This is a genomic window from Cnuella takakiae, assembly GCF_001953305.1.
In the GTDB taxonomy this organism is placed as follows: Bacteria; Bacteroidota; Bacteroidia; order Chitinophagales; family Chitinophagaceae; genus Flavisolibacter; species Flavisolibacter takakiae.
The window spans coordinates 1,862,715-1,888,543 of record NZ_MTFE01000010.1 but is presented as its reverse complement, the minus strand read 5'-3'; the positions used below and the strand labels follow the sequence as shown (position 1 = coordinate 1,888,543).

The 25,829-nt window shown below is 52.9% G+C and carries 18 protein-coding genes and 2 tRNA genes; 1 reads left to right on the top strand and 19 read right to left on the bottom strand.

From position 1 onward, the window contains the following. The 19 genes from BUE76_RS08325 to BUE76_RS08230 all read right to left on the bottom strand — a co-directional run bounded on the left by BUE76_RS08325 (position 1) and on the right by BUE76_RS08230 (position 24,130). Positions 1-3,132 carry a SusC/RagA family TonB-linked outer membrane protein gene (locus BUE76_RS08325; RefSeq protein WP_073043917.1) on the bottom strand — a complete coding sequence of 1,044 codons (3,132 nt, stop codon included), beginning with the start codon at positions 3,130-3,132 and terminating at the stop codon, positions 1-3. A gap of 376 nt (positions 3,133-3,508) precedes the next feature. After that, complete coding sequence (locus BUE76_RS08320; RefSeq protein WP_073043915.1) at positions 3,509-6,682, bottom strand: efflux RND transporter permease subunit; 3,174 nt, start codon at positions 6,680-6,682, stop codon at positions 3,509-3,511. A 180-nt stretch (positions 6,683-6,862) separates the two neighbouring features. Continuing rightward, entirely contained in the window at positions 6,863-7,921 is a 1,059-nt protein-coding gene (locus BUE76_RS08315) for an efflux RND transporter periplasmic adaptor subunit (RefSeq protein WP_216820642.1), read from the bottom strand. Positions 7,922-7,955: 34 nt separating this feature from the next. Further along, complete coding sequence (locus tag BUE76_RS08310) at positions 7,956-9,332, bottom strand: TolC family protein (RefSeq protein WP_073044056.1); 1,377 nt, start codon at positions 9,330-9,332, stop codon at positions 7,956-7,958. Positions 9,333-9,346: 14 nt separating this feature from the next. Next, on the bottom strand, positions 9,347-9,955 hold the full coding sequence (locus BUE76_RS08305; RefSeq protein ID WP_073043914.1) for a TetR/AcrR family transcriptional regulator: 609 nt from the start codon (positions 9,953-9,955) through the stop codon (positions 9,347-9,349). Further along, positions 9,943-10,551: a TetR/AcrR family transcriptional regulator gene (locus BUE76_RS08300; RefSeq protein WP_073043912.1), complete on the bottom strand. Its 609-nt coding sequence runs from the start codon at positions 10,549-10,551 to the stop codon at positions 9,943-9,945. The genes BUE76_RS08305 and BUE76_RS08300 overlap by 13 nt, the downstream gene beginning before the upstream one ends. Before the next feature lie 79 nt (positions 10,552-10,630). Beyond that, positions 10,631-11,227: a TetR/AcrR family transcriptional regulator gene (locus tag BUE76_RS08295; RefSeq protein WP_073044054.1), complete on the bottom strand. Its 597-nt coding sequence runs from the start codon at positions 11,225-11,227 to the stop codon at positions 10,631-10,633. Between the two features lie 584 nt (positions 11,228-11,811). After that, positions 11,812-11,882 (bottom strand) — tRNA-Cys (locus BUE76_RS08290). A gap of 12 nt (positions 11,883-11,894) precedes the next feature. Then, positions 11,895-12,209 carry a carboxypeptidase regulatory-like domain-containing protein gene (locus BUE76_RS08285; protein WP_073043910.1) on the bottom strand — a complete coding sequence of 105 codons (315 nt, stop codon included), beginning with the start codon at positions 12,207-12,209 and terminating at the stop codon, positions 11,895-11,897. Positions 12,210-12,279: 70 nt separating this feature from the next. Continuing rightward, a tRNA-Cys gene (locus BUE76_RS08280) sits at positions 12,280-12,351 on the bottom strand. A 250-nt stretch (positions 12,352-12,601) separates the two neighbouring features. Next, positions 12,602-13,696 carry a formylglycine-generating enzyme family protein gene (locus tag BUE76_RS08270; RefSeq protein WP_073043906.1) on the bottom strand — a complete coding sequence of 365 codons (1,095 nt, stop codon included), beginning with the start codon at positions 13,694-13,696 and terminating at the stop codon, positions 12,602-12,604. A 5-nt stretch (positions 13,697-13,701) separates the two neighbouring features. After that, positions 13,702-14,349 carry a family 16 glycoside hydrolase gene (locus BUE76_RS08265; protein WP_073043904.1) on the bottom strand — a complete coding sequence of 216 codons (648 nt, stop codon included), beginning with the start codon at positions 14,347-14,349 and terminating at the stop codon, positions 13,702-13,704. A 167-nt stretch (positions 14,350-14,516) separates the two neighbouring features. After that, positions 14,517-16,154 (bottom strand): arylsulfatase, encoded by a 1,638-nt coding sequence (locus BUE76_RS08260; RefSeq protein WP_073043902.1) that lies wholly within the window; start codon positions 16,152-16,154, stop codon positions 14,517-14,519. 13 nt (positions 16,155-16,167) lie between these two features. Then, positions 16,168-17,625, bottom strand: coding sequence for a RagB/SusD family nutrient uptake outer membrane protein (locus BUE76_RS08255; RefSeq protein ID WP_073043900.1), 1,458 nt, complete (start codon positions 17,623-17,625; stop codon positions 16,168-16,170). A gap of 126 nt (positions 17,626-17,751) precedes the next feature. Continuing rightward, positions 17,752-20,811, bottom strand: a complete 3,060-nt coding sequence (locus tag BUE76_RS08250) for a SusC/RagA family TonB-linked outer membrane protein (protein ID WP_073043898.1) — start codon at positions 20,809-20,811, stop codon at positions 17,752-17,754. Positions 20,812-21,411: 600 nt separating this feature from the next. Then, positions 21,412-21,630 (bottom strand): hypothetical protein, encoded by a 219-nt coding sequence (locus BUE76_RS08245; protein WP_073043896.1) that lies wholly within the window; start codon positions 21,628-21,630, stop codon positions 21,412-21,414. A gap of 87 nt (positions 21,631-21,717) precedes the next feature. Further along, positions 21,718-21,987 carry a hypothetical protein gene (locus tag BUE76_RS08240; protein ID WP_073043894.1) on the bottom strand — a complete coding sequence of 90 codons (270 nt, stop codon included), beginning with the start codon at positions 21,985-21,987 and terminating at the stop codon, positions 21,718-21,720. Between the two features lie 181 nt (positions 21,988-22,168). Next, positions 22,169-23,152: an aldo/keto reductase gene (locus BUE76_RS08235; protein ID WP_073043892.1), complete on the bottom strand. Its 984-nt coding sequence runs from the start codon at positions 23,150-23,152 to the stop codon at positions 22,169-22,171. Positions 23,153-23,233: 81 nt separating this feature from the next. Next, the gene (locus BUE76_RS08230) at positions 23,234-24,130 is read right to left on the bottom strand and encodes a helix-turn-helix domain-containing protein (RefSeq protein WP_073044052.1); all 897 of its coding nucleotides are present in this window, start codon (positions 24,128-24,130) and stop codon (positions 23,234-23,236) included. 122 nt (positions 24,131-24,252) lie between these two features. On the opposite strand from BUE76_RS08230, the gene BUE76_RS08225 reads away from it, so the two are divergent. After that, positions 24,253-25,356, top strand: a complete 1,104-nt coding sequence (locus BUE76_RS08225; protein ID WP_073043890.1) for an XdhC family protein — start codon at positions 24,253-24,255, stop codon at positions 25,354-25,356. Positions 25,357-25,829: the final 473 nt, after the last annotated feature.

Genomic DNA, 25,829 nt, shown 5'->3' with positions numbered 1-25,829 from the left:
TTAAAAATTTACCTGCACACCTATTTGGTACGACTTGGGCTGTGGGTACACAGCGAAGTCGATGCCGTTGGTGAGCGAAGAACCCGGAGTGCGGTTGCCCACTTCCGGATCGTAACCCGAGTAATCAGTTAGGGTCAACAGGTTTTGCGCCGAAACATAAATGCGGAAATTGCTAACCGTACCTTTTGTAAGCGACTGCAAGGTGTTGCCGGGAACGTTGTAAGCCAGGATGAGGTTCTTCAACCGCAGGTAAGATCCGTCTTCCAGGAAGCGGGTTGAAGGCCTTGCATTCTGGTTGGGATCGCTCGAGGCGGCACGGGGAATATTGGTGTTCCTGTTGGCAGGCGTCCATGCATTCAGCACCTGTGTGCCGGCATTAAAGAAACGCACCATGCCTTCGGTGATCACGCGGGTGGCATTGTAAATTTTGTTGCCCTGCACACCCTGGAAGAAAACAGACACATCAAAGTTGCGGTAGTTGGCGCCCAGATTGAAGGCATAGGTATACTTGGGCAGGAAGCTGCCCAGGAAACGGCGGTCTTCGCGGTCGATCACACCATTTTTGTCGAGGTCAGCAAACTTGAGGTCGCCGGGGCCGGTACCGTCCCTTTGCTTGGCATGACCACGCACATCGGCAGAATCCTGGAAGATGCCTTCCACCACCCAGCCGTAAAACGATTGGATGGCCTCGCCTACCTGGGTGCGGGTAATATTGTCGGCACCAAAGTCGGCGTCGGAACCCGCTTCAATATTGCTTACGCCGGGAGCCATCCGGGTAACCCTGTTCTTGATGGCGCTGAAGTTGGCATTGGCATTCCATTTAAAATCGCCTTCGCGGTCGTTGTAGCCCAGCTGCAGTTCCACACCGTTGTTTTCCATGGCCCCGATGTTTTGCGATACGGTGCTGGTAATAAAGCCCATCGAAGGTGGCAGGGGCACGCTCAGGATTAGGTTGTCGGTTTTACGGTTAAAATACTCAGCCGACAGGGTGATCCTGTTGCGCAGCAGGCCCAGGTCCACACCGATGTTGAGTTGCTTGGTTTTTTCCCACTCCAGGTCGCGGTTGCCCAGGCGCTGGATGGAAGATGCGGGCCCAGCGGTCAGGCTGTTGCCAAAAGGATAGGCCGCACTGTTGGCGTTTACCGTTACAAGCCAGGGTGTGTTGCCCAGCACCACGCCGTTGAGGCCCGTAACGCCATAACCGGCACGCAGTTTCAATTCAGAAATTTTGGAAGCACCCTTCATGAACTCTTCCTGGTCGATGCGCCAGCCTATGGATGCAGAGGGGAAGGTGGCCCATTTTTTACCGGGCGCCCATACCGACAAACCATCCCGGCGGATGGCGGCACTTACCAGGTACTTACTCCGGTAGTCATAGTTCACCCGGCCCAGCACCGACATCAGGGTGTTTTCGCCGTAAAGGGTTTGCACAGCCACATTGCTGGCATTGTTGAGGGTGCGCAGTTCGTTGGATGGCTGCTGGCCGCTGGCGTTTTCATTGCGTATTTTCTGGCCCTGCTGTTCGTATACGGCAATGGCGTTTACATGGTGGTCGCCAAAGGTTTTGTCAAAAGAAAGCTGCTCGGTAAACAGCAATACCGTGGAGGCAGAACGGTTGTTGGTAACCGTAGCCACGGTGGCGCTGGAGCCGGCAACAGTACCATTGTTATTAAATATGGGAGAGAAGCGGTAATCGAGTCCATTGGCATAATCAATCCCAAAAGTGGAGCGGAACTTCAGCCAGCGGGTAAAGTTTACTTCCAGGAATGCCGTACCCAGGATTTTTGCCGTACGCCTGCTGCCGGGATTTTTAAGGGCGGCATCCTCAACAGGGTTGGTGGGATCGCCGCCATCCAGCACGCTGTTTACACCGCGGTAGCCACCATTGGAAGTGGGGTCGAACACAGGCATATGGGGCATCATCCTGATCACGTTTACCAGGTTGGTGCGGGAGCCTGTTTCGTTGTTGTCGTAACCCTGGTCGCCATAAGCACCGTACAGGTTTTGGCCAAAGGTGAAACGCCCGAAATTATGGTCGGAGTTGATCCGGAAATTGTACCGGCGGTAGGCCACACTGGGTGCCGTACCCTGCTGGTCCATATAACCCGCAGAGGTATAAAAGCGCGACACATCATTGCCGCCGCTCAGGCCAATGTTGTGTTGGGTCATGGTGCCGGTCCGGAAGTAAGCATCCTGCCAGTCGGTATTGGTTTGGCCATAAGTTTGGTTGGCACCGGCGTAGATGGGTTTATCCACCTCTGGCGGTAACAGGCGGCCGGGAAGGCTGCCACGGTAGGCCTGTGCGTATTTTTTGAATCCTTCGGTATCGAGCAGGTCGAGGCGGCTGGTTACTTCCTGGATGCCATAATAAGAGTCGAGGCTTACATGCACCTTGCCATCGCGGCGGCCTTTTTTGGTGGTGATCATGATCACACCGTTGGTGGCACGCGAGCCATAGATGGCAGCGGCAGAAGCATCTTTCAACACGTCTACCGACTCAATATCCCGGGTGTCGATGGTAGAAAGGTCGCCGGTGGGGAAACCATCCACCACGTACAGGGGGTCGGAAGCAAAGGAAATAGAACTGATACCGCGGATGCGCACAATGGGCTGGGTACCGGGGCTACCGTTATTGGTTACCTGCACCCCTGCCACGCGGCCCTGCAGGGCCTGCGAAATATTGGGCACCGGCAGCTCGGCTACGGTTTTGCCACTTACATTGGCAATGGCCCCTGTAACGGTGGCGCGGCGCTGGGTACCATAACCCACCACTACCACCTGGTCGAGCTGGGTGGTGTTGTTGGTAAGGGCAATGTTTACGGAAGTGCGGTTGTTGACAGCCACCTCTTGCGTAGCATAGCCGATGGCGCTGATCACAAGTGTTGCGTTTGGTGGCGCCACGATGGAGAAGTTGCCATCGTTGTCGGTTTGGGTAGCCGTATTGGTGCCCTTGATCTGCACCGTTACATTGGCCAGGGCCAGATCGCCCGACATTATTTTACCCCGTACAGGCGACTGCGCCAAAAGGGTTTGAAAAGAAAATAGCAGCAGCAATAAAAGCAGCGTTGGTGGATGGTAACGTTGGGTCACCCACACAAAACACCCTTTCCATAATGGTAAGCTAGATCTCATAAATGGTGATTTGAATTGTATTTCAGGAAATTAATAGAAGCAATCTGTGGTGCGGGGAGGTAGGTTTAAAAGGTACCCGCTGTTGTGGCAAGCAAAATGGCTTTTATACAGGTGGCCTTCTGTTTTGGTTTCAAATAGCAGAATCAGTTATTCACTATAGAAGAAGGAACCACTTAATTTAGCAAGTATTTTATATATTTTAAATAAAATCAATCTGACTTGAACATTTGTTCCATCCCATTAAGTTTAAATCTTACCCTCTCGAAGACATTTTTTCTACAACCCCCCCACCATACTTCCCATTTTCTCCCTTATAAGCACAAAAAAAGCAGGGGACAAAGCCCCTGCTTGTTAACCAAACTAACCATCAAACCAACTAAATATGTGCGGGGTTGAACTGGTGTTCTTCCACTTCTACTTCTTCATAATCTTCCGTCATCAGTTCCTCAACAGCTAATTCCTTTTTACCACGTCTTGCTTTTGCAATCAGCTTGTCAAAGATTGAATACATCACCGGCACCACCACCAGGGTGAGGAACAACGAGGATACCAAACCACCGATGATTACCCAAGCAAGGCCGTTCTTCCATTCGGCACCGGCACCCGATGCGATGGCGATGGGCAGCATACCGATTACCATTGCAATGGTGGTCATCAGGATGGGCCGCAGACGGGCATGGTTGGCATCCAGCAGGGCCTGATAGGTGCTGGCACCTTCAGCCTTCCGCTGGTTGGTAAAGTCCACCAGCATGATGGCGTTCTTGGCCACCAGGCCAATCAGCATGATCAGACCCAGGATGGTAAACAGGTTCAGCGAGTTGTTGGTGAGCGCCAGTGCCAGCAGGGCACCGATGATGGACAACGGTATCGAGAACAGTACCACGAAGGGATACACAAAGCTGTTGTACAGGGCCACCATGATGAGGTATACCAGTACGATGGCAGCCAGCAGGGCAATACCCAGCGAACCAAAACCTTCGCTCTGGTTTTCCATATCACCGCTCCACACATAGCTTACACCAGTGGGGCGGCGCAGCTTATCGAAAGCGGCCTGCCATTCGGCGGCAACAGTACCGGTAGGACGGCCAACGGTCTGGGCCTGCACGGTTACCGAAGTGCTCTTGTCGCGGCGCTCCAGCTGGCTGGGGCCCGAGCTTTCCTTAACGGCTGCAAATTGCGCCAGTCGGATCTGCTCACCCTTATTGTTGATGAACAAAAGATTGCTCACGTCCTGGATGCTTTGGCGGTTGAACGACCCATAGCGGATATTGATATCATATTCGTATTCGCCCTGGCGGAACTTACCATTGGTATTGCCACTAAATGCGGTTTGCATGGTGGCACCTACGGTGCTCAGCGAAAGACCCAGTGCGGCCATCTTGTCGCGGTCTACCTGTACGTTGATCTCGGGGTTGCCCGATTCAACGGAAAGGCGCATCTCGGTAGCACCCTGTACCTTCTTCAGTTCGGCCATGGCCGCATTGGCAAAGGTCATTACGCTATCGAGCTCGGGACCGGTCACCACCAGTGCCAGGGGCGCCTGCTCGGCAGAACCGAGGATGCTCACCGGTACGGTCTTTACCTTGGCGCCCACCAGTACGGGCTCCAGCTCTTTTTTGATTTTGGCCGCATAGATATTGGAAGCATCTGCACGCTCCTTTTTGTCTACCAGCTGTACGTTGATCTCCGACTTGTAGGGCGTGGACTGCGAAGCACCCATGCCTTCCGAAGACTGGCCAACGGTGGTGATCACTTTGGTCACTTCCCGTTTGCCACGCAGGTAGTTCTCGGCGCGCTGCGTCATGGCATTGGTTTGCTCGATGGAGGCATCTTTGGGCATTTCGATCTGCACCAGGAACTCGCCCCTGTCGCTCTTGGCAAAGAACTCGGCACCAATAAAGCCGGCACCCAGAAGGTAGAAGGACCCGAATAGCAGTGCAAACACAACTGCCAGGGTAGTCTTTTTGTGCGCCAGCGACCATTTCAGGATGCTACCCACCCACTCGGTAAAGCGGTTGAGGCCACGCTCAAAACCAATGATGATGCGGCCAAAGATGTTCTTATCCGACACCCGCTCCAGTTTACCAAACCTTGACGACAGCCAGGGAACGATGGTAAAAGAGGACAGCAAAGACAGCAGGGTGGCAATGGATACCGTTACGGCAAACTGCTTGATGATATCGGCAGCCAAACCGGTACTCAGAGCAATAGGTACAAATACCACTACAATTACCAACGTAATAGAGGTTACGGTAAAACCGATCTCCTTGGTGGCATCGTAGGATGCACGTACGCGGTTCTTACCCATCTCCATGTGGCGGTAAATATTCTCCAGTACCACAATGGCGTCATCCACCAGGATACCTACTACTAGCGAAAGGGCCAGCAACGACATCAGGTTGAGGGTATAACCCAGCAGGGCCATACCAATAAAGGTGGCGATGAGCGATGCGGGAATGGCCACCATTACAATGAGGGCATTGCGGATGCTGTGGAGGAAGAACAACATCACAAATGCTACCAGCACAATGGCAAGAATCAGGTCATGGATTACCGCGTCGGCTGATTGCAGGGTGTACACCGAAGAGTCGTTGGCAACGGCAATGGTGAGGCCCTGTGCAGCATAGTCCTTTTCCAGCTTCTCAATGGAAGCCCGGATCTGCTCGCTCACACCCACGGCGTTGGCATCGCTCTGCTTAATCACCTGTACGGCAATGGCGCTTTGCTGGTTTACCCTTGCGATCTTATCCACATCTTTCTGGGCATCCTGCACATCCGCTACTTCCGACAGGCGGATCTGTGCGCCGGTAGGCGATGCGATTACGAGGTTGCGGAGTTCCTCCACGTTGCGGTACTTACCAGACAGGCGGATCAGTACGTCCTGCTCGCGGGTTTGCACGCTACCGGTGGGGAAGTCGAGGTTGGAAGAGAGAATGGCGTTTTGCACCTGCAACAGCGAAAGTCCATAACCTTCCAGCTTATTGGCGTCGATGCTTACCTGGATCTCACGTTCCTGTCCGCCAACCAGGTTTACCTGGGCTACGCCTTCCACGCGGCTCAGCACCGGTGCAATGCGTTTGTCCATCAGGTCGTAAAAGCCTGCTTCGTCCATCTTGCCCGAAGCTGAGAGGGTCATAATGGGGAGGTCATCCAGCGAGAACTTGTTGAGCGAAGGCGGGTCTACGTCTTCGGGCAGGTCCTTCAGGATGGCATTGATCCGGCGCTGTGCGTCGTTCAGTGCATAGTCCACATCGGTACCGCTGTTGAGGGTGATCACCACCGACGACACACTCTCGAAGGAACGGGTGTCGAGCTTCTTGATGTTTTCCATCGACGACACGGCGTCCTCGATTTTTTTAGATACCGTGTTCTCCACCTCCGAAGGCGAAGCACCGGGGTAAATGGTGGTAACTGATACCACCGAGGGGCTGAACTTGGGCAGCAGCTCGTAGTTCAGCGTAGAATAGCTTAACAGCCCACCCAGGATCAATACTGTAAACAGTACGATCACCAGCGTGGGGCGTTTTATAGATACTTCTGCGAGTTTCATGTAATTGGTTGTTTCAATTGTAAAAGGCAGCGATGAAAAAATGAGTGAGGAGTGATGAGTAATGAGTGGGTCGTCTGCAGGTTATTGTTGCTGCTTTCGTGTGCTGATCATCTTTGAACTTAATTCAACTATCGTTCTTCACTCATTACTCACTACTCAATACTCATCACTCCTCACTCATTATTTGATCACATTGATCTTCGAACCATCAGCCAAATTGATCTGGCCGCTCACGATCACCTGGTCGCCGGGCTGGAGGCCTTGCAGGATTTCCACCTTGTCGCCGATCACACGGCCGGAAACCACGGTGCGGATTTTAGCCGTATTGCCATCGGCAACAAATACCTGGTTGGAGCTTACGCTACCCACAAAAGCGGACCGTGGAACGGTAGTTACAGCGGTTGCATTTTCGGATGCAAAAAGCGCAGTACCATACATACCGGCGCGGAGTTTACCCCCGGGATTGGAAGCCACTTCAATTTCCACAGGGAAGTTGAGCGAAGCATCGGCCTTGGGTGCAATAAAGGTTACCGTACCCCCAAAGTTGAGGTCGGGGAATACGCTGGCACGCACATTTACCTTGTCGCCTACTTTCAGGTTGGCTACCTGGCCTTCGTTAACAGTTACGGAAAGTTTCAGCTTGGAAACATCCACCAGCTCAAACAGGGCAGTACCGGGGTTAACAAAGGCGCCGGGTTCGATCATGCGTTTGTTGACAATACCATTAATGGAGGAGCGCACGTTGGCATCACCCACCCGCACACGGGCCGAGGAAACTCGGGCCTGCGCAGTTTGCACCTGCAGGCGTGCCTGGTCCAGCTGCTGCTGGGTTACGCCGCCGGTTTTGTAGGCGTTCTCGTAACGCTGCAGGTCGCGGGTGGCATTCTGGTAAGCGGCCTGTGCGCTTTCCAGGTCGATGTTCAGCACATCGGCCTCGATGATGGCGAGGGTCTGGCCCTTGCGAACGCGGCTGCCTTCGTCCACCAGCACACGGGTAACACGACCCGAATTTTCGGCGGCAAAATTGAGCTGCTGCGCAGGGATGAAATTACCGTTGGTGCTGAAATCAACCGCCAGGGTATCCTGCTGTACGGGGCTTACCCGAACGGCAACATCGCCTGAAGCAGTTTCGGCAACAACGGCCGTTTTCTCCGCGTTTTTCTTCTTGTTGTTGGTGAGTACCCAACCGATCAGGCCAATGGAACCGGCCACGATCAATACGGTAAGGAGCGTCCTCATAATCTTATTCTTGCTCATTGCGATTGCTATTGGTTTAGTTTAAAAGCGATTTGAGTTGACCGCGGCTCTTGATCAACTGGATCTCCGCAACGCGGTAGTTGAGCAGGGCCTGCGAATAGTTGTTGTTGGCTTCGGTCAGCGAAGTTTCTGCATTCAGCAGGTCGGTGAGCGATGCCAGCCCGTTGTTGTAGTTGTTCTGCGTATTGGCATACACCTCCTCGGCCAGGTCCACGTTCTCGCGCTGGGTGTTGAGGGTAATAAGGCTGTTGTTGATCTGGGTCTTGGCGTTTTCATGCGCCAGGTTCAGGGCCAGCCCGGTATTGTTGATGTCTTCCTGCAGTTTCCTGATGCTTACATCGGCCTGCTTCAGGCGAGCCTTGGTGGCTCCACCATTGAAGATGGGGATACGCAGGTTGAGGCTTACCGCAGCCACATCAAACCAGTTGGCCCCCTTCTCCTTGCCTTTAAACACGGGCATTTTGTTGCTGATACCCTGGTAGGAGTAGTTGCCACCAAGCGAAAGGCTGGGATAGTACTCCGACTTATAAGCTTCCTTCTGGTAACCCAGCAGCTCTTCCTGGCGGCGGAGCAGCTGCAGCTCGGTACGGGTGTCGAGGTTTACCGCATCATTGACGGCCACAGCCTGGGGCTGGATGGCATCGCGGGCTACATCCGGGATGGTAATGGGCGTTTGAATGGGCATGCCGATCAAAAATTTAAGCTGGTTTTCCATCAGGGTTACGCCATTGAGCAGCTGCTGGCGCTGGCTGGTGAGGTTCGACAGGTTTACCTTGATGCGGTCCACGTCGATCTTCTTGGCCAGGCCGCTTTCAAAAAGACCGGTCAGTACATCCTGTACCCGGCGGGTGTTTTTGATGGTGCTGTCCAGCACGCCCACCTGCTGGCGTTGTACCAGCAACTGGTAGTAGGCCGTGGCCACGCTTTCAATCACGTTTTCTTCGGTGAGCTGCGCATTGACGCGGTAAAACTCCTGCGTGGTCTTGGCAGCTTTCAAACCGGTAAACACTGATTTGTCGAACAGGGCCTGCGACAGCGATACCCCTGCATTGGCATTCCACTTCTGGCCAAATGCGATCAGGATGGTTTCGTTGGGGTTGGGGTTGGCCCCAAAGATGTTGGGCAGGGCGCTTTGCTGCAACAGCGGGTTGTGGGTCAGCGACGCAGAGCCGTTGATCTGCGGCAGGGCGCGGCTGCGTACCTCGTCGATCTGGTATTGCGCATTTTCTACATCCAGGCGTGCGGTGCGTGCATCGCGGTTGGCCTGCAGTGCGAAGTTGAGCGCTTCCTTAAGCGTCAGCTCGCGGGGCGCCTGCGCCTGCGCCCACCCAAAGGTGAGCAGCATGCCTGCCAGCATCAGTACCTGCCGGAAGCCGCTTTTGGTTTTGTTCATTTGTTTGTAATTGCTCATCGTTTTGCTTTGATCAGGTTTTCTTCTTTTAAATAAGTTTCGATCAGTTCGCTGCCCCTGTTGTTGGTGATGCCATGGAGGTAAAAACCGGTTAGCCGTTCCAGCAAAAAAGGCTGGTTGGCAAAAGGCCCGGGCAGCACTACCGATTGCAGTTGCTGCAGCCTGATGGCAGCCGTAAGTGCCACATCCAGGCTGTCACGGTACAAGCCTTCGGCTATGCCCCGGCTCAGGTTGGCAATGATGTGCGGCTCCAGCTGATCGTTGCGGTGCTGCTGCACCAGCTGCCATGCTTCGGGGAAGAACTTTCCCAGGTCGTAAAAAAAAGAGCAGTTGATGGCGGCCAGGGAGGCAAAGGGCTGGCGGGCCTGCAGTACCGCTTCGTGCACTGCGTTCTTGGCGCTGCGTCGGCAGTGGGCCAGGCACTCATCGTGGCCCTGTACCAGCTGGCGCACCACTTTGGATACCAGTTCCTGTTTGTCGGCAACCACCTGGTAAATGGTCTTCTTGCTCACACCTGCACGGCGGGCCAGGTCGTCCATCGAAATGCGCTTCAGCCCATAGCTGAAAAACAGCTCGCGGGCCTTGCCTAAAATCAGTTCTTCCATGCTTCCTCCCTTAATCCGTTCATCATCAACTGCAGCACGGCTTTCTGGCGGCTGCACAGCTCGCTAAACGTGCGGGCATCAGGAATCATCTGCCTGCCTACCACACATTGCTCAAAGGCAGTCATGGTATCAAAAACCAGCGATGCCACTTCCGGGGCATTCAGGGGTTTCAGTTCGCCACTGCCCACCCCCTGCTCCAGCCTTTGGGCCATCAGATGGGTAAGGCGCTGCCTTGCCCCCTCCCGGGCATCGGCAGCCTTGCTGTGTTGCTGCATCAGCTCGGGGCCGGCAGCACGCATCAGCATGGCATATTTTTCAAAAAATGTCTTCTTTACTTCTACCAGATCCATTATGGCTTCAGCTGCGCTGGGCGCCTGTGCCAGGTGTGCTTCCACATTGGTAAAAAACTCGGTTAGGATCAGTGCCTCTACAGCTTCCGACAAACTGTTTTTGTCGGGATAGTAATAGGCCAGGGCTTGCTTGGTCATGCCCAGGTCGTCGGCAATCTCCGTCAGGGTGGTCTTCTGCACACCAAAATGCGCAAAGCGCCGAATGGCGGCTTCCAGGATCTGCGCTCTTTTGTCGTTTGCTTCCATTTTTTCTTTTTGACCTACTGACTATTTGACTTTTTTACTTCAGAAGTCAAAAGTAAGACAAAAAAATATAGCGCAAGCGCTATACGGTCAATCCATTGAAAAATATTTGTGAAAGCTGTTGCTCGCGTTTCAGCAGGTTGTGGAACTGTTCGGGCGTAGGGAAAAAGGAACTTGCCTGCTCCAGGTACATCATCCGGAGGCCTTCGAGGCACTCAAACAAAAGGCTGCCCATATCAGCTACATCGGCCACCCGGAACCTGCCGGAGGCGACACCCTTTTCCACCATCTTGCGCATCCTGCTTAATTCGGAGGCGTGAACGGAGCCAAATACGGGTTTTAGTTCCTCTGGGATATCGTGCTTGGAACGGATAAAAGAAATAACGTTGTAGTACTTGATGATAAACTCCGTACGGTGTTTCAGCAGCGCATCCATGGCTTTGAATGGATCCGGTTCCTGGTCTACAAGCGGCCCATAGGCTTGCTCCGCTTCATGAATGATGTGCAGCAGTACCGCCGCGTACAGGTTGATCTTATCGGGGAAATAGTAATAAAGCGATGCTTTGGAAATAGCCAGGTCGGCACCAATTTCGGACATGGTGGTTTTGGCCACCCCGAAGTGGGCAAATCGTTTGAGGGCAGCTTCAATAATCGCGTCTCTTTTCTGATCCTGGCTCATGAGGTTCAAAGAAAAGGAAAAGATGGGAAAGCGGAGGAGTGGGTTTGGGGTTTAGAGTTGGGAGTTTGGGGTTGGGGGTTGGTTTCGGGTTTTTAGTTTTTGGTTTTTAGTTTTTGGTGGTTAACAGCGGAATCCTGTATAATACAGTAATTGTCAGATTAAGTGAGAACTGCTTCCCGCTTGTTTGGGTAATTTGATTTTGCATTGAATGGTTCTGCATTGTTCATTTTCTATAGCCGTTAACAAGGTGAGCCCGTAGGGCTCCAATATGAATAGCCGCCGGTGCAACCGGCGGAAAAGCGATCAACAGAATCCTTATTAGCCCAACCCCGTAGGGGTTGAACAGTAAAGAGGTACAGGATTCAACCCCTACGGGGTTGCCCATTTATACTACTATAACTTTATTATCCGCCGGTTACACCGGCGGCTATTAAAATTGAAGCCCTACGGGCTTCGGCAGGAACCTTAATTGTTAACGTGGTTTGCGACAATGCGTTTATGAAATTAATACAGCCTTAATTGGTTCAATAAAAATAGCACCCTGTAGACACAGGGCGCCCTTGTTGTTTGTTTGCCATAAAAAGACGCCACGGGAGGGATCGAACCTCCGTATAAGGCTTTGCCGGCCTTTGCCTCGCCACTCGGCCACGTGACATAGATTTTATCCTTAAGGAAATAAGATGGTAAGGCGGATGGGTGTGGCAGCCACCTTTACCTGTTTTGTTTTACCATCGGGCTGTTGCACGGTTACCTGCAAAGGCAACTGCTGCCAGCTGGTAAAATGAAACTGGCCCTTTGCATCCGTAAAGCCTTCCTCCTCGCCTTTTGCCGTAAACACATGCAACCCCTCCACCGGCTTGCGGCTTTGTGCGTCCAATACCGTACCCTGCACTTCCACGGGCAGGTAGCGGCTAATATCCTGGTATGCCAAAATCATAGTAGTGTAGCAGATGGTAAGCGGTAAAACAATGCTGTTGAACATGGTGACATTTTGGAGGATTTAATAATGTTAGACCTTAAGACCATGGACTATGGACCATGGTCTTCCCTCGACGCCATGGACGGATTCGAACCGCCGTAAAAAGGTTTTGCAGACCCTTGCCTCGCCCCTCGGCCACATGGCTGTATGTTTTTTCCTGCTTTTATTTTATGAACCACGAAGACACAATGGCACAAAGGGTGCACAAAGAAATTATTCAGGAACAGCTATACTCCACGATGATCCAAGTGAATCGATTGTTGCTCCTATTGATTTTAAAAACCTACACAACCTCCCTCTTTGTGCATCTTCCTGTCTTCGTGACTTTGTGGTTCAAAAAAATATACAGCTTCTTAAAAGTTTGGAACAAAACCCCAAACCCCTAACTCCAAACCCTATTCATCCTGCACACACCGGAACCCCAAATGCTCCATGCTACTATCCTCCGTACTTTTCATCCTGCGTGATACCCGGTAGCCGGAGCAATAGCTGTCGTTGCACAAAAACGATCCACCCCTGATCACACGCTTTACGGCATAGGGCTCTTCGGGATCAAAACTTTGCTCCGGCCCTTTCGGATCGGCAACGGGCGCGGAACGGCGCAACAGCTCGTAGTAATCGTAGCGGTAATAATCGGCACACCATTCCCATACATTACCCGCGATGTCGAACAGGCCATAGCCATTGGGTGCAAAGGATTTTACCGGGGCAAGGCGGTCAAAGCCATCCTTGCCGGTATTCTGCACAGGGAACTTCCCCTGCCAGCTATTGGTTTTTGGCTTGCCATCCTCCACCCCTTCGTTGCCCCAGGGATAGAGCGCACCGGGCAACCCTCCGCGGGCCGCCCACTCCCATTCTGCTTCAGTAGGCAGGCGCTTGCCCGCCCAACGGCAATAGGCCTGCGCATCTTCAAAAGAAATGTGTACTACCGGCAGATGCTCTTTTCCTAGGATGGAAGACTGTGGCCCCTGTGGGTGCCGCCAACTGGCGCCTGCCTGCCATTGCCACCACTGGCTGTAATCGTCGAGTGAGGCTGCTTGCGGCGAACGGAACACCAGCGAAGCTGCCACCAGCATACTATCTGGCGGACGGGGTGTGCCCGGCGGCAATTCCTTGCTGATGCTGGCCCAGTCGGGTTTGCGCTCGGCCGTGGTTACATAACCTGTTGCCCGCACAAAGGCCGCAAACTGCTCATTGGTCACCTCGGTGGCATCCATGTAAAAACCTTTGACGGTAACGGTGTGCTTGGGGTATTCATCATCCAGTCCCTGATTGGCGTCGCCACCCATGCTGAAGGTGCCACCCGGAACCCACACCATGCCCTCACGCCCTTGCGGCACGCCCGCTGCAGTACTTAAAGCAGCCGTAACGGGGAAGCGTGCGGGCACCGACTTGATACAACAGGCAGGAAGGGTATCCTTTCTTTGCGCCGCTACCAAAAGCTGTATACCAGCAAACAATACCACCAAAATAAATTTTCGGTTAGCCATACCTGTTACTTAACTTCTTTTACAACTAAGTTGGCAAAACTGCCACCCGAACCATCGCCTGTCCAAAGTGCTACTCCGCCACCGGTGCGGCTATTCAATTTTTGCACCTGCAGGCTCGGGGCTTGCGCATCATTCACAAAAACCCTGATGTCCTTTTCTCCTACTTCAATACGGGCATGAAACCATTCGTTGGAATCGGGTACCGGGCGTACGGCTTTTTCATACTGCGCATTGCGCTCTTCGCGCAGGCGCTGCCACGGAAACTGCGGGTGGCTGATATACTGCACCGCATGGATACGCCTTACCGAATCTGCAGCCCGGAAGTTGAACGGCCTGAAGTACACCGCATCGTAGGTGCTGTCGTTGGCAACATGAAAGGCAATACCCAGGAAACTTTTCTGGAATACATCCTGTCCCTTCAGGTCCACTTCAATGGTGCCGTTGGAAAATGTTTTGTCCTTCAGCAACACCAGTCCCTCCCCCGCAGCTTCACCGATGCGGATACCCGCTTTAGTGTTTTCGCTAAAACTGCCTGCGGTCCGGTTTACAACCTGGGTAGCACCTTTATCATATACCTGTTTTAAATCCGTTACCTGTGCCGCCGCCCAAGCTAGCGGCAGGCAACAGGTGATTAGGACAAAGAGTTTTTTCATGTAAAGATGTTATGCGGTTTTAAGTGATGACCACGGACTACGAACGACAGACGACTAAGAAAAACAGCCTTCGCAAGTTGTCCGTCGTCAGTAGTCAGTCGTCTCTCCCGTCGTCCGTTGTCTGTCGTCCATGATCCATCGTCCATTGTCCATATTCTATCGTCCTTCTACTGGTTAGCCGCCACCACCCGGTCCGCTCCAGGAATAGCAAATCCACCCTTGGGTTTGATCTTTTCATAATCTACCACCCCGGTCTTTTCGGCCCAGCGGAAATAATCGGCCGACAATTCATTTACCACATCAGGGTAGCGGGCAGCCAGGTCGCGGGTTTCGCCCCGGTCGGTATCCAGGTCGTAGAGCTCCCATTTGTAGGCAGGATAAGTAGATACGATCTTCCATTTACCCTTACGCACGGCACGGTTGCCGGCACGCTCCCAGAAGAGGGGCTCGCCACGGGCTACTTCGGGCTCCTTACCCAACAGTACAGGCACCAGGCTTTTGCCTGCAAGAGTATGCGGCGTTACACCGTTGTATTGCTTTGGATAAGTCGCACCGGCTAGCTCGTAGAAAGTAGGCGCCAGGTCAATCAGGTGGGCCGTGCCTTTGGCAATGCCGCCACCCTGGATGGCCTTCGGATACCAGGCAATGAAAGGCGCCGAGATGCCGCCTTCGTGCATATTGTTTTTATAGTTGTTCAAAGGCGTGTTGGACAGGTAGGCCCAGCTCTGCTCCTGGTAGCCATAGGAACCAGCAGTTCCCAGCGGGCCAGAATTGCGCTGGGGCTTCCTACGGCCACTGGCAGTATAACCACCCTGCGCACCATTGTCGGAGATAAAGAGCACCAGGGTGTTCTCGTCTTTCTTCAGCGCCTTCAACTTTTCCAGCACTTTACCGATGCCCTGGTCCATTTGATCCACCATAGCGGCATATACTTCCATCTTGCGTTTCCACACCTGCTTGTCCTCGTAGGAAAGATTATCCCACTCGGGCACCAGGCTGTCGCGGGGACTGATGGTTTGCCCGGCAGGGATCAAACCCAGTGCCTGCTGGCGGGCATAGCGACGGGCACGCAACGAGTCCCAGCCGATATCGTACCTGCCTTCATATTTTTTGATCGTTTCCTCGGGCGCCTGCAAGGGCCAGTGGGGCGCATTGTAAGCCAGGTACAGGAAGAAAGGCTTATTGGTCTTGGCCTGGTCGTCGAGGAAACCGATGGCATTGGAAGTGATTTCATCGGTGAGGTATTTACCCGCTTCCAGGTTCAGCTTCTTGTTGTCTTTTACCAAAACAACAGGCGCCGCCTTCTCGGGGTATTTGCCGATATCGTAATAATTGCTGGCACCGCCGATGAAGCCATAGAACCGGTCGAAGCCGCGCTGGTTGGGCCAGTACAGGCTATCGTCGCCCACATGCCATTTGCCCGACATCAGGGTGCTGTACCCTGCGCCCTTCAGCACCTCGGCCACGGTAAGCGACTGGTTGTTGAGATAACCCTGGTAGGCAGGCAAACCCAGGTTGACATTGAAAAAGCCTACGCCTGCCTTGTGCTGGTACTGGCCTGTGAGCAGGGAAGCACGGGTGGGTGCGCAAATGGAGTTGTTGTAAAACTCGCGCAGGCGCAGGCCTTCTTTGGCCAGCCGGTCCAGGTTGGGTGTTTCGATCTCCGAACCATAAGCACCGATATCGGAATAGCCCAGGTCATCGGCCATGATGAGGATGATGTTGGGTCGGGTAGCAGCCTTTTGGGCCACAGCAGGCTGCCAGGCGGCAACGAGGAGTGAAGCGATTGCAAGTATGCGTTTCATGATGGTTGTGGTTTTATTTCCAGTCGGGATGCTGGGTGAGTTTGGGATTGAGGTTGAGTTCGCGTTGGGGGGTTGGAAAATGCAGGTGCTTGGGTGCAGCAGTGGTTTTACCGGCAGCTTTCAGGGTGGTTACATAGTAGTCGGCACCGCGGCGCACGAGGTCGAACCAGCGCTGGTATTCGTACACCAGTTCTTTGCGGCGCTCCTGGAATACGCTGTCGCGGAACTGCGCCTGGCTCAAAGCAGGTGCAATGTCCTGCAGGGGTGCGATGCCTGCCCTGCGCCGCACTTCATCAATGGCCCAATAGGCCTGCGCGGTAGGCGCACCGGATGCTTCGTTCAGCGCTTCGGCATAGATCAGGAGCACTTCGGCATAGCGGATGATGGGCAGGTTCTTGGAAGATTGTCCCTGGTTGCCAACGACAGCAGGATCATAATATTTGAAGAAGTGGGGTTCCACGTTGTAGGTCTTACCATCGGCAGGACTCACCATTTGGGTAACAAAAGTTACGCTCTTTCTGCGGTCATTGTCGGTAAAGCTTTCGTACAAGCCTCCCGGGCGATGAATGGCATCGGCATAGTCGCCATTGATACCGGGAATATTGGCCGGCGCCGAGCGGCTGGCGAGGCTATTGCCCTGGTAGTTGAAATTGCCCCGGAACTGTGCAGAGAAAATATGTTCCCTGCCGTTCTTGGTGGCGGTATTGAACACATCGGCAAAGTCGGTGAAGAGCCCATAGGTACCGGCATCGATCACTTCCTTGCTTTTGGCGGCTGCTTCGGGCCACTGCCTGCGGGTGAGGTACACCTTTGCCAGCAGGCTTTTTGCCGCTCCACTTGTTGCGCGGCCCACATCGGCACCGCCATAGGTTGCGGGCAGGGCTTCGGCAGCGGTAAGATCCTGGATGATCTGCTGGTAAACGGCATCTTCCGTTGCTTTTTCCACGTACAGGTCTTCACCCTTTGGCGAAGTGGCTTCGTGCAGCACTACCGGCACAGGACCGAACCAGCGCACCAGGTTGAAATAATGCAGGGCACGGAGAAAACGGGCTTCGTTGATGATGCGGGCACGGCCTGCACCACTGATCTTATCATCGGCAATTTGCGCCACCCGGTCCACTACGATGTTGGATGCATTGATGGCATCATAGCTTTGTTTCCACAGCTGCTCCATGCGGTCGTTCGACGCATCATGCGTAAGGCCGCTGATGGCCCGCACATGCGGGTTGCGGGCACGCGGACCGGCAACATAATCATCGGTGGCCATCTCCACGCCTATCTGGAACAGGCTGTTGTAAAGCGACTGCCCGCTTTCGTAGAGCTTGCGGTACGCGCCGTTCACGGCAGCGGTTGCCTGTTTTTCATCGTTATAAAATTGTCCTGTTGTGAGGAAGGACGCAGGGTCTTCTTCCAGCTTGGAGCAGCCGGTAATAAGGAGCAGGGCTGCAAGGGAAAATATGATCGGTTTCATGTTGGTGAGTGGTGAATGGTGAATAGTGAGTGGTTGATGGTGAATAGTGAAAGTGATTGGTGATTAAATGTTGATGTTAGATGTTTAACACTTACCAATTCACAATTCACCATTGCCCATTCACGATTAAAAAGTTATCGTCAATCCTCCGCTGATGCTTTTGGCAATGGGATAGATACCGGCATCCGTACCAGGCGATACATTGCTACCGGATGTTACCTCCGGGTCATAGCCGCTGTACCTGGTCCAGGTAGCGAGGTTTTGCCCGATGAGGTAAAAACGGAGGTTGGACAAATGCAGCCTTTGCAGTAAGGCACGGGGAACGGTATATCCTACGGAGAGTGTTTTGAGCCGTACAAAAGAGCCGTCTTCAATAAAGCGGTCCGAAAACACCGGTGCAGGATCGAGCTTGGCACGCGGGATATCGGTATTGGTATTTTCGGGTGTCCATCTGTGTAAGGCTACTGCAGAAGCGTTCTGCTGCCCTGTGAACAACTCCAGCGCCTGGCGGTTGCTGTTCAGGATTTGGTTGCCTTGTGCACCTTGCAGGAAAAGGGACACATCAAAACCTTTCCACGAAAAATCATTGCTCAGGCCATAGATGTATTTGGGTTGTGCACTGCCCACAATGGCGCGGTCATTGGCTACCGTAAAGGTGCCGTCCCCATCAATATCCTTGTACAGGCGGTCGCCGGGTTTGGGTGTGGCACTGCCGGTAAACCTGCCCTTGTCCGCCACTTCATGCGTTTGCAAAATGCCATCCGTCACATTGCCATAAAACAGGCCCAAAGGCTGTCCTACTTTAATGATATAATTACCGCTGATATACTGCTGTGCACCATTGCCGATGGCCAGCACCTTGTTGCGGTTCCACGATATGTTCAGGCCCGTGTTCCATTGGAAATCGCCGGTGAAATTGCGGGTGTTCAGGCCCAGCTCAAAGCCCCGGTTGGCAACCGAACCAAAGTTTTGCAGCGAGGAAGCCTGTCCCGAGGTCCAGGGAATTTCAACGTTCAGCAAGAGGTCTTCGGTCTTTTTATAATAGGCATCCAGGTTCAGGGTCACGCGGTTCTTCAGCAGGCCAATGTCTACACCCGCATCATACTGATAGGTTGTTTCCCAACCCAGGTTGCTGTTGGGCAGGCGGCTGGGAGTAAAGCCGGTAACGACATTGTTGCCAAAAAGGTAATTCAAGCTGGTAAGGGCTGCCAGCGACTGGTATTCGCCAATCTCCAGGTTGCCCGTGGTACCAAAAGAGGCACGCACTTTCAGGTCGTTTACCAGATAAGAAAGCTGTTCAAAGAAAGGCTCGCCGCTGATCTTCCAGGAAAGTGCAGCCGAAGGAAAATACCCCCACTTGTTGCCGCTGCCGAAACGCGAGGAACCATCGGCACGCAGGCTGGCAGTAACAAAATACTTCTGGTCAAAATTATAGTTCACCCTGCCCAGGTATGAGTGCAGCACCCAGCTGGTATTGTCCGAAAAAGGCCGCGCAGGCACCGAGCCGCTTTGCAGGCTGTTGTACAACAGGTCGTCGGTTACAAACTGCTGCGCACCGGTGCGCACCACGTCGCGCTGGTACTCCTGCTGGGTGAAACCGGCCAGCGCGTCCACGCTGTGCCGGCCCAGCTTTGTGTTATAGGTAAGGGTGTTTTCATTGAGCCAGGAAAGTGCCGTGCTATTGCCCACAGCAGCAATGCCGCTTGAGCCCTGTCCTTCATAAATAGTTGAGGGGATATAACTGTTCTCGCGGGTACTGGCTACATCGGTTCCCAACAGCACTTTCAGCTCCAGGCCTTTTAAAATGGTATACTCGCCTGAAGCCGTACCAAACAAACGAAGCGTACTGGTTTTGTTGGTTTGCGAACGCAGTGCGGCAATGGGGTTGGCAAAAATATTTTCAAAAGGATTGCGCAAAGTGTAGGAACCATCTGGCTCGTAGATGGTAGCCGTAGGCGGCATCGTCAGCAGGCCGCTCACAATGCCGGAAGGAGCCACATCGCCATCAGTTTTGCTGACGGTAAGGCTGGTGCTGATCTTTAAACGGTTGGTTGCGGCCACGTCCAGGTTGGCACGGGTGCTCAATCTTTTAAAGCCCGTGTTTTCAATGATGCCCTCCTGGTTGAAATAGTTACCCGAAACAGCATAGCGTGTTTTAGCGCTACCACCACTGATGGATAGCTGGTGGTTCTGCACAGGTGCGCTGCGGTAAGCGGCATCCTGCCAGTCGGTGCCCTTGCCCAAGGCATCAATTTGTTCCTGCGACAGGTACTGGTTACGGCCTTTGGATGGATCCACATCATACAACACATCGTTGCGCAGGGCAGCAAAACCTTTTGCATCCAGCAGGTCGATCTTTTTGCGCAGGCTTTGCACGCCATAGCTTACATCGTAGGAAACCTGGCTGCGGTCGGCACGGCCTCTTTTGGTAGTAATGATCACCACGCCATTGGCGCCACGCGAACCATAGATGGCTGTTGCCGATGCGTCTTTCAATATGTTGATGCTTTCAATATCGGCAGGATTGATAGATGCTAATGGGTTGACGGCTGCACCGCTGATGGCACCGGATGTTGCAGCACTGTTGTACACCGGGAAACCATCGATCACATACAGGGGCTCGTTGCCACCCTGGATGCTGCTGCCCCCGCGGATGCGGATGCTCACCCCACCTCCTGGCTGTCCCGAAGTTTGGGTTACCTGCATACCGGGTGCGGCACCTTTGAGCAGCTGGTCGGCGGAGCTGGCGGGTTGCTGTAATACTTTGTTGGAAATGGTAGCTACCGAACCGGTAACATCGCTGCGGCGCTGTTTACCATAACCGACCACCACAACATCATTCAATTGGCTGGCTGTAGGTTTGAGTGCAATTTCAACGCTGCTGCCTTCCCGCAAAGTCACTTCGTTGGTTTGATAACCAACATAACTAACTACGAAGGTTACTGGCAGGCGCTGCCCCGTTAGGAAGCCAAAGCTGCCATTGTCGCTGCTCACCACTTCGTGCGTGGTGCCCTTGATGTGCACGGTGGCACCGCCCAGGGGCTGGCGGGTAGTTTCGTCGATGATGCGGCCGGAAAGGGTTATGTTTTCCTGCGCTTGCAGCAGGCTGGAAAGAAGGGTAAAAAGGAAGAGCAAAAGATAGCCGCTTCGCCCTCGGGCAAAGACATGCAAAGCTGTTGGTTTCATGGTGATTTGCGTTGGTTGGGAAAGCGGGTTGGACCGTGGTCCATGGACTATGGGCCATGGTCTGATCCGCCTACTGATATTTATAACTGTTTCGGAACAGTAGCCAGCGGCACACAAGGAGCCAATCGCCGACTCATTGCATGAGCACGCCAGGCCACTGTTCGGAAAACAGGCATTAAAGACTGTCTACATGCGGTGATGCATGCATACAGGAAGGATCAATTTTAATTGCGATATAGCTGTTAACAACAGCACATTCGTGCGGGAGGAGTTGCACAATTGCACATCGCCACCGAAGACATTGATATGGTTCTACCAAAGTTCATATGCTAAACTTTAAGGGTTGTTTGTACCGCTGCTGCTGGCGATTAACAGAAGCGATGCATTAGTCTACTAAATCTGTAGACAAATATAAGGTGAATATGATTGCTTCCAAAAAAATTGATATTTCTTTTCAAGTTTTTTTCGACCCTGCTGGCATCAGGATTAATAAAAGGACACCAGCTTTCCAACTAGCAGAACAAGGGTAAGCATTGGGCAAAAAAAATGCAGCAAGCCAAAGCCTGCTGCATCTACAATTGGGATCCGGGGGGAACCGGATTATGCATTATGTGAGAACTTGCTGCGGGCAGTTTCAGCCAGGCCATCCCAGCCTTCTTTTACCCGGTCAAGGCCATCTGTAGCCTTGGCTTTTGCTTTTGCAAGGGCGTCCTGTACTTGTTCATTGTCTTTCAGCAGGTATACTACACCCGCGATGGCGGCACCTACTATTACTACCGTACCGATGGTTTTCAGCAGGTCTTTGTTGTCTTGTGTCATAATGTGGTTTTAGCAGTGTTATACAATAGCTGTGCCGTAAAAAAACAGGCGGCCAAACAAAGCTGGTGCAGGCAATTAAAAACTTGCTTAATCCTCCTTGCTTTCCAGCACCGTACCATTAGCGTCAAACAGGGCTTCTATCTCCTGGCCATTGGCTTTAAACTCAACGGCATACAAGGTAGCACCGTCCTTTTCTCTTTTTGCCCATTCTGCATCTGTTACATTGTTGTACTTGCCATTGAAGGAGGTCATTACGGCTGCTGGTACTTCCGAGGCTTCCAGATTATTGCCATCGCCGCAGGCGGTGAACAAGGTGGCTGCCAGCAAAAGGGCAGCAAGGTGTCGGAGTGGTTTCATGATTTTTACTTTCCGGCAGGGCAACAAAACCCATACCATGCACAACCGGCAATATCGGTTGTACTTGGCCGCAAGTAGTACCAACCACTGCAACGGCTCATTAGTTTTCAGCCTTTAATAGCAGGTGCGCAAACCAGCACTTAGGTGCACCCAACCAATAGGTATCACCCTTATTACACCCCTACTTACCTACATAAGCCATCATCTGCGCAGGGTAGCGGGCACCCTGGATGGCCACCTGCCGGGCAGCATCTTCAATACGCTGCAGGTCGGTAGCTGAAAGAGTAAGGGCTGCGGCTGCCATATTTTCTTCGAGGCGGTGCAGCTTGGTGGTACCGGGAATGGGAACGATCCAGGGCTTTTGGGACAGCAGCCAGGCCAGGGCAATCTGCGCAGGCGTTGCATTCATTTCGGCAGCAATGCCTTTTAACAGGTCTACCAACGCCACATTGGCCTTCCGGTTTTCTTCCTGGAAACGGGGCACCTTGTTGCGGAAATCATCAGCATCAAATTTTGTATCGGCATCGATGGAGCCGGTAAGAAAACCTTTGCCCAGGGGGCTGAACGGCACAAAGCCAATACCCAGTTCTTCAAGCGTGGGCAACAGTTCCGACTCCGGTTCACGCCACCAAAGCGAGTACTCACTTTGCAGGGCAGCAACGGGTAATACGGCATGTGCCTTCCGGATGGAGTTAACGCCCGCTTCCGACAGGCCCCAATGTTTTACCTTTCCTTCCTTCACCAGGTCGGCAACCGTGCCGGCCACTTCTTCGATGGGCACTTCCGGGTCAACGCGGTGCTGGTACAACAGGTCGATCACATCGGTATTCAGGCGCTTTAAAGAAGCTTCGGTAACAGCCCGGATGTTTTCGGGGCGGCTGTCGAGCCCCTCAGTCGGCCTACCATTTTTGAACCCAAATTTTGTGGCAATGATTACCTGGTCGCGGAAAGGAGCCAGGGCTTCGCCTACTACTTCTTCGTTGGTACCAGGGCCATAAGCTTCGGCCGTGTCAAAAAAGGTGACACCCAATTCAAAGGCATGCCTGATCAGTTTGATGGCTTCGGATTTATCGGTTGCAGGACCATAGCCGTAACTAAGTCCCATACAGCCCAGGCCAAGGGCGGATACTTCAAGGCCGCTTTTTCCTAAGAAACGTTTTTGCATTGTTCGTATTTAAAAAGTTGATTAAAGGTCTGTCGAACACCTGCTACTTTCTTACACAAACTAAACCAAGGTTTACGATTTTCAAACACTGCGAAACCGTAGCGGGCTGAGTTCCGTATTTTTCTTGAAGAAGTTGTTGAAATGGGTCGCTTCTTTAAAACCCAATGCATAGGCGATTTCGGAAACGCTCCAGGAGCTATGCTTGAGCAGTACCTTGGCTTCCTGCAAAATGCGTTCGCCAATAATTTGCGAGGTGGTCTTTTGCGTAGTTTCCTTGATGGCCCGGTTGAGGTGGTTGACATGCACGTTCAGCTTGTCGGCAAAGTCGGAGGCTGCCCGCATGCCGATGCACTGTGCCGGATCGTCGATGGGAAACTGCCGTTCCAGCAATTCGAGAAAAAGCACAGAAATGCGCTGTGCAGCATTGACGGGCTGCGCACGCAAACGGGCACATGGCTGCAGCCGGGTGGCGAGGTGCAAGAGTTCGTACACCAGGGTGCGCAACACGTCGTATTTGTGCACATAATCGGAGCCGATCTCCTCGAACATCCGGGTGAAAATTCCTTGTACCCGCTCCACCTGTTCGTCCGTCAGTTCCAGCACCGGCGTGCCGCCCGGCTGAAACACCGCGTACTGCTCCAGGTTGCCGAACTGGCGGAAAAAGTTGCGGTCGAAAATGCAGAAAACACCACTATGAATTTCGTCGCGCTCCCAGCTGTAAGGTATTTGTGGGTTGGAAAAAGACAGGGCCTGCTTTTGCACTTCGATGGCTTTATCGGCATAATGCACTTTGCCATGGCCCAATACCAGCATCACTTTATAATAGTCCCGCTTACGGTACGGAACAGGGCGAGCATGCTGGCCGAGGTAGGGCTCCAACCGAAACACGTTGAAGTGGCCGATCTCGTTGCGGAGGTTATCGGGCAGCCAGCCGTATTTATTCTTGTAATAATCTTCCAGTGTTTCTACCTTAGCCATACCCAAATTTACAAAAATCAAACAGAGATATAGCGCTTGCTGTTAGCCATTAGCTGTTAGCTTTGGGCATGTATAGTTAAACCAGGTTCCTATTTCCGACCTTTTACCACCATCGCCGCCAGATGAAAGAGATCAAAGCCATTATCGACACCTACAATCAATTGGATTTTACCACAACCAAGGCTGCCCTGGCAACCGTTTCCCGCGTGGAAGGCTCTTCCTATCGCCGTGCGGGTGCCCGCATGCTGGTACTGGATAACGGCAATTACGTGGGCGGCATCAGCGGCGGCTGCCTTGAAGGCGATGCCCTCCGCCGGGCACAAAAAGCCATTGCTCTGGGCAAACCATCGGTGATCACCTACGACACCACACAAGAGGACAACCACCAGATTGGCGTGGGCCTGGGCTGCAACGGCATCATCGATGTGTTGTTCACCCCGCTCAACCCGGCCGACCCGCAAAACCCGGTACGGCAACTGGAAGAAATTGTAAACACCCGAGAATTACGGTTAGCCATTACCGTTACAGGTGGCAATGATGGTTTGCTGGGAAAGATGTTCTTGTTCCCGGGTGAAGCCGGCCTTGCACAGACCATCCCTTTACCAACAGTAAACACGGCACTACTGAATGATATCAAATTGGCACTGCAGGAAGGCCAGTCGCAAACCTGTACTTACACAGTCGGGGCCGAAACCATCCAGGTTTTTATCGAGGTGATCCGGCCCGCTACCCAACTGGTGATCTTCGGTGGCAATTACGATATCTATCCCATGGTGCGCATTGCTGCCGAATTGGGCTGGCATACCACCGTGGTGATGAATGCCGCCAAGGCCGACAAATCCTTATTTACAATCGCCAACAAAGTGCTCCACAATAGAGGCGACGAACAACCCGCCATTGATGCCCACACCGCGGTCATACTGATGGCGCACGACTACGCCACCGACTTCCGCAACTTCGAAGCAGCGCTGCAAACCGAGGCCGCTTACATTGGCTTGCTGGGTCCGCGGAAACGCACGCAAAAAATGCTGGATGCCCTAGCCGAAGCAGGGAGGAGCGTATCGGAGCAAGACTGGCAACGGGTGTTCACCCCTGCCGGCCTCGACATTGGTGCCGTCACGCCTGAAGAAATTGCTTTGTCGATTGCTGCGGAAATCAGGATGCATTTTGCGGGGAGAAAAGGAACGTCGTTACGGGAAAGGCAGGGAACGATTCATGGGAGGTGAAGGGGGCAATTGTGAATGGGGAAAAGTCAAACGTGAATCGTGAATAAACAAGGTTTGTACCTTTTAAAATAATACTACGTGGCAACTAATGAAACAATAGCATTTGAGAACATTTGTCCTTTAGACTTGCCCTTGCAGATGCTTATATAATTCCACTTGTACCATGCACCTGGTGCGCCGTCATTGCGAAGGGCCAGCAGTGATTAGTGATATATAGGGTTTAGCGGCGCTGAAGCAATCTCCAGCTGCTGTAAGACACCAATAGGTGCACGCTTTAGAACCTGTAGGTGGTGGAGATTGCTTCAGCGCTGCAAGGAGTTGCGTAATTGAAGCCACTACCAGCGCTTCGCAATGACGGTGCGTCTGTCCGCTGCTTTATTGCTCATGCATTAAGCAGTTATGTGATAAGCCGGGTGACGGCATGACAGACCCAAACAGGCAGCAGTTTTCCTTCTTATCTTAAATGCTTTTTT

What these genes read in the sequence shown, in the direction of transcription:
- BUE76_RS08225 (WP_073043890.1), top strand. Translation starts at nt 24,253, where the DNA reads ATGAAAGAGATCAAAGCCATTATCGACACCTACAATCAATTGGATTTT.
- BUE76_RS08265 (WP_073043904.1), bottom strand. Translation starts at nt 14,349, where the DNA reads ATGAAAAAACTCTTTGTCCTAATCACCTGTTGCCTGCCGCTAGCTTGG.
- BUE76_RS08300 (WP_073043912.1), bottom strand. Translation starts at nt 10,551, where the DNA reads ATGGAAGCAAACGACAAAAGAGCGCAGATCCTGGAAGCCGCCATTCGG.
- BUE76_RS08240 (WP_073043894.1), bottom strand. Translation starts at nt 21,987, where the DNA reads ATGAAACCACTCCGACACCTTGCTGCCCTTTTGCTGGCAGCCACCTTG.
- BUE76_RS08305 (WP_073043914.1), bottom strand. Translation starts at nt 9,955, where the DNA reads ATGGAAGAACTGATTTTAGGCAAGGCCCGCGAGCTGTTTTTCAGCTAT.
- BUE76_RS08245 (WP_073043896.1), bottom strand. Translation starts at nt 21,630, where the DNA reads ATGACACAAGACAACAAAGACCTGCTGAAAACCATCGGTACGGTAGTA.
- BUE76_RS08260 (WP_073043902.1), bottom strand. Translation starts at nt 16,154, where the DNA reads ATGAAACGCATACTTGCAATCGCTTCACTCCTCGTTGCCGCCTGGCAG.
- BUE76_RS08285 (WP_073043910.1), bottom strand. Translation starts at nt 12,209, where the DNA reads ATGTTCAACAGCATTGTTTTACCGCTTACCATCTGCTACACTACTATG.
- BUE76_RS08270 (WP_073043906.1), bottom strand. Translation starts at nt 13,696, where the DNA reads ATGGCTAACCGAAAATTTATTTTGGTGGTATTGTTTGCTGGTATACAG.
- BUE76_RS08320 (WP_073043915.1), bottom strand. Translation starts at nt 6,682, where the DNA reads ATGAAACTCGCAGAAGTATCTATAAAACGCCCCACGCTGGTGATCGTA.
- BUE76_RS08325 (WP_073043917.1), bottom strand. Translation starts at nt 3,132, where the DNA reads ATGAGATCTAGCTTACCATTATGGAAAGGGTGTTTTGTGTGGGTGACC.
- BUE76_RS08295 (WP_073044054.1), bottom strand. Translation starts at nt 11,227, where the DNA reads ATGAGCCAGGATCAGAAAAGAGACGCGATTATTGAAGCTGCCCTCAAA.
- BUE76_RS08235 (WP_073043892.1), bottom strand. Translation starts at nt 23,152, where the DNA reads ATGCAAAAACGTTTCTTAGGAAAAAGCGGCCTTGAAGTATCCGCCCTT.
- BUE76_RS08230 (WP_073044052.1), bottom strand. Translation starts at nt 24,130, where the DNA reads ATGGCTAAGGTAGAAACACTGGAAGATTATTACAAGAATAAATACGGC.
- BUE76_RS08255 (WP_073043900.1), bottom strand. Translation starts at nt 17,625, where the DNA reads ATGAAACCGATCATATTTTCCCTTGCAGCCCTGCTCCTTATTACCGGC.
- BUE76_RS08315 (WP_216820642.1), bottom strand. Translation starts at nt 7,921, where the DNA reads ATGAGGACGCTCCTTACCGTATTGATCGTGGCCGGTTCCATTGGCCTG.
- BUE76_RS08250 (WP_073043898.1), bottom strand. Translation starts at nt 20,811, where the DNA reads ATGAAACCAACAGCTTTGCATGTCTTTGCCCGAGGGCGAAGCGGCTAT.
- BUE76_RS08310 (WP_073044056.1), bottom strand. Translation starts at nt 9,332, where the DNA reads ATGAACAAAACCAAAAGCGGCTTCCGGCAGGTACTGATGCTGGCAGGC.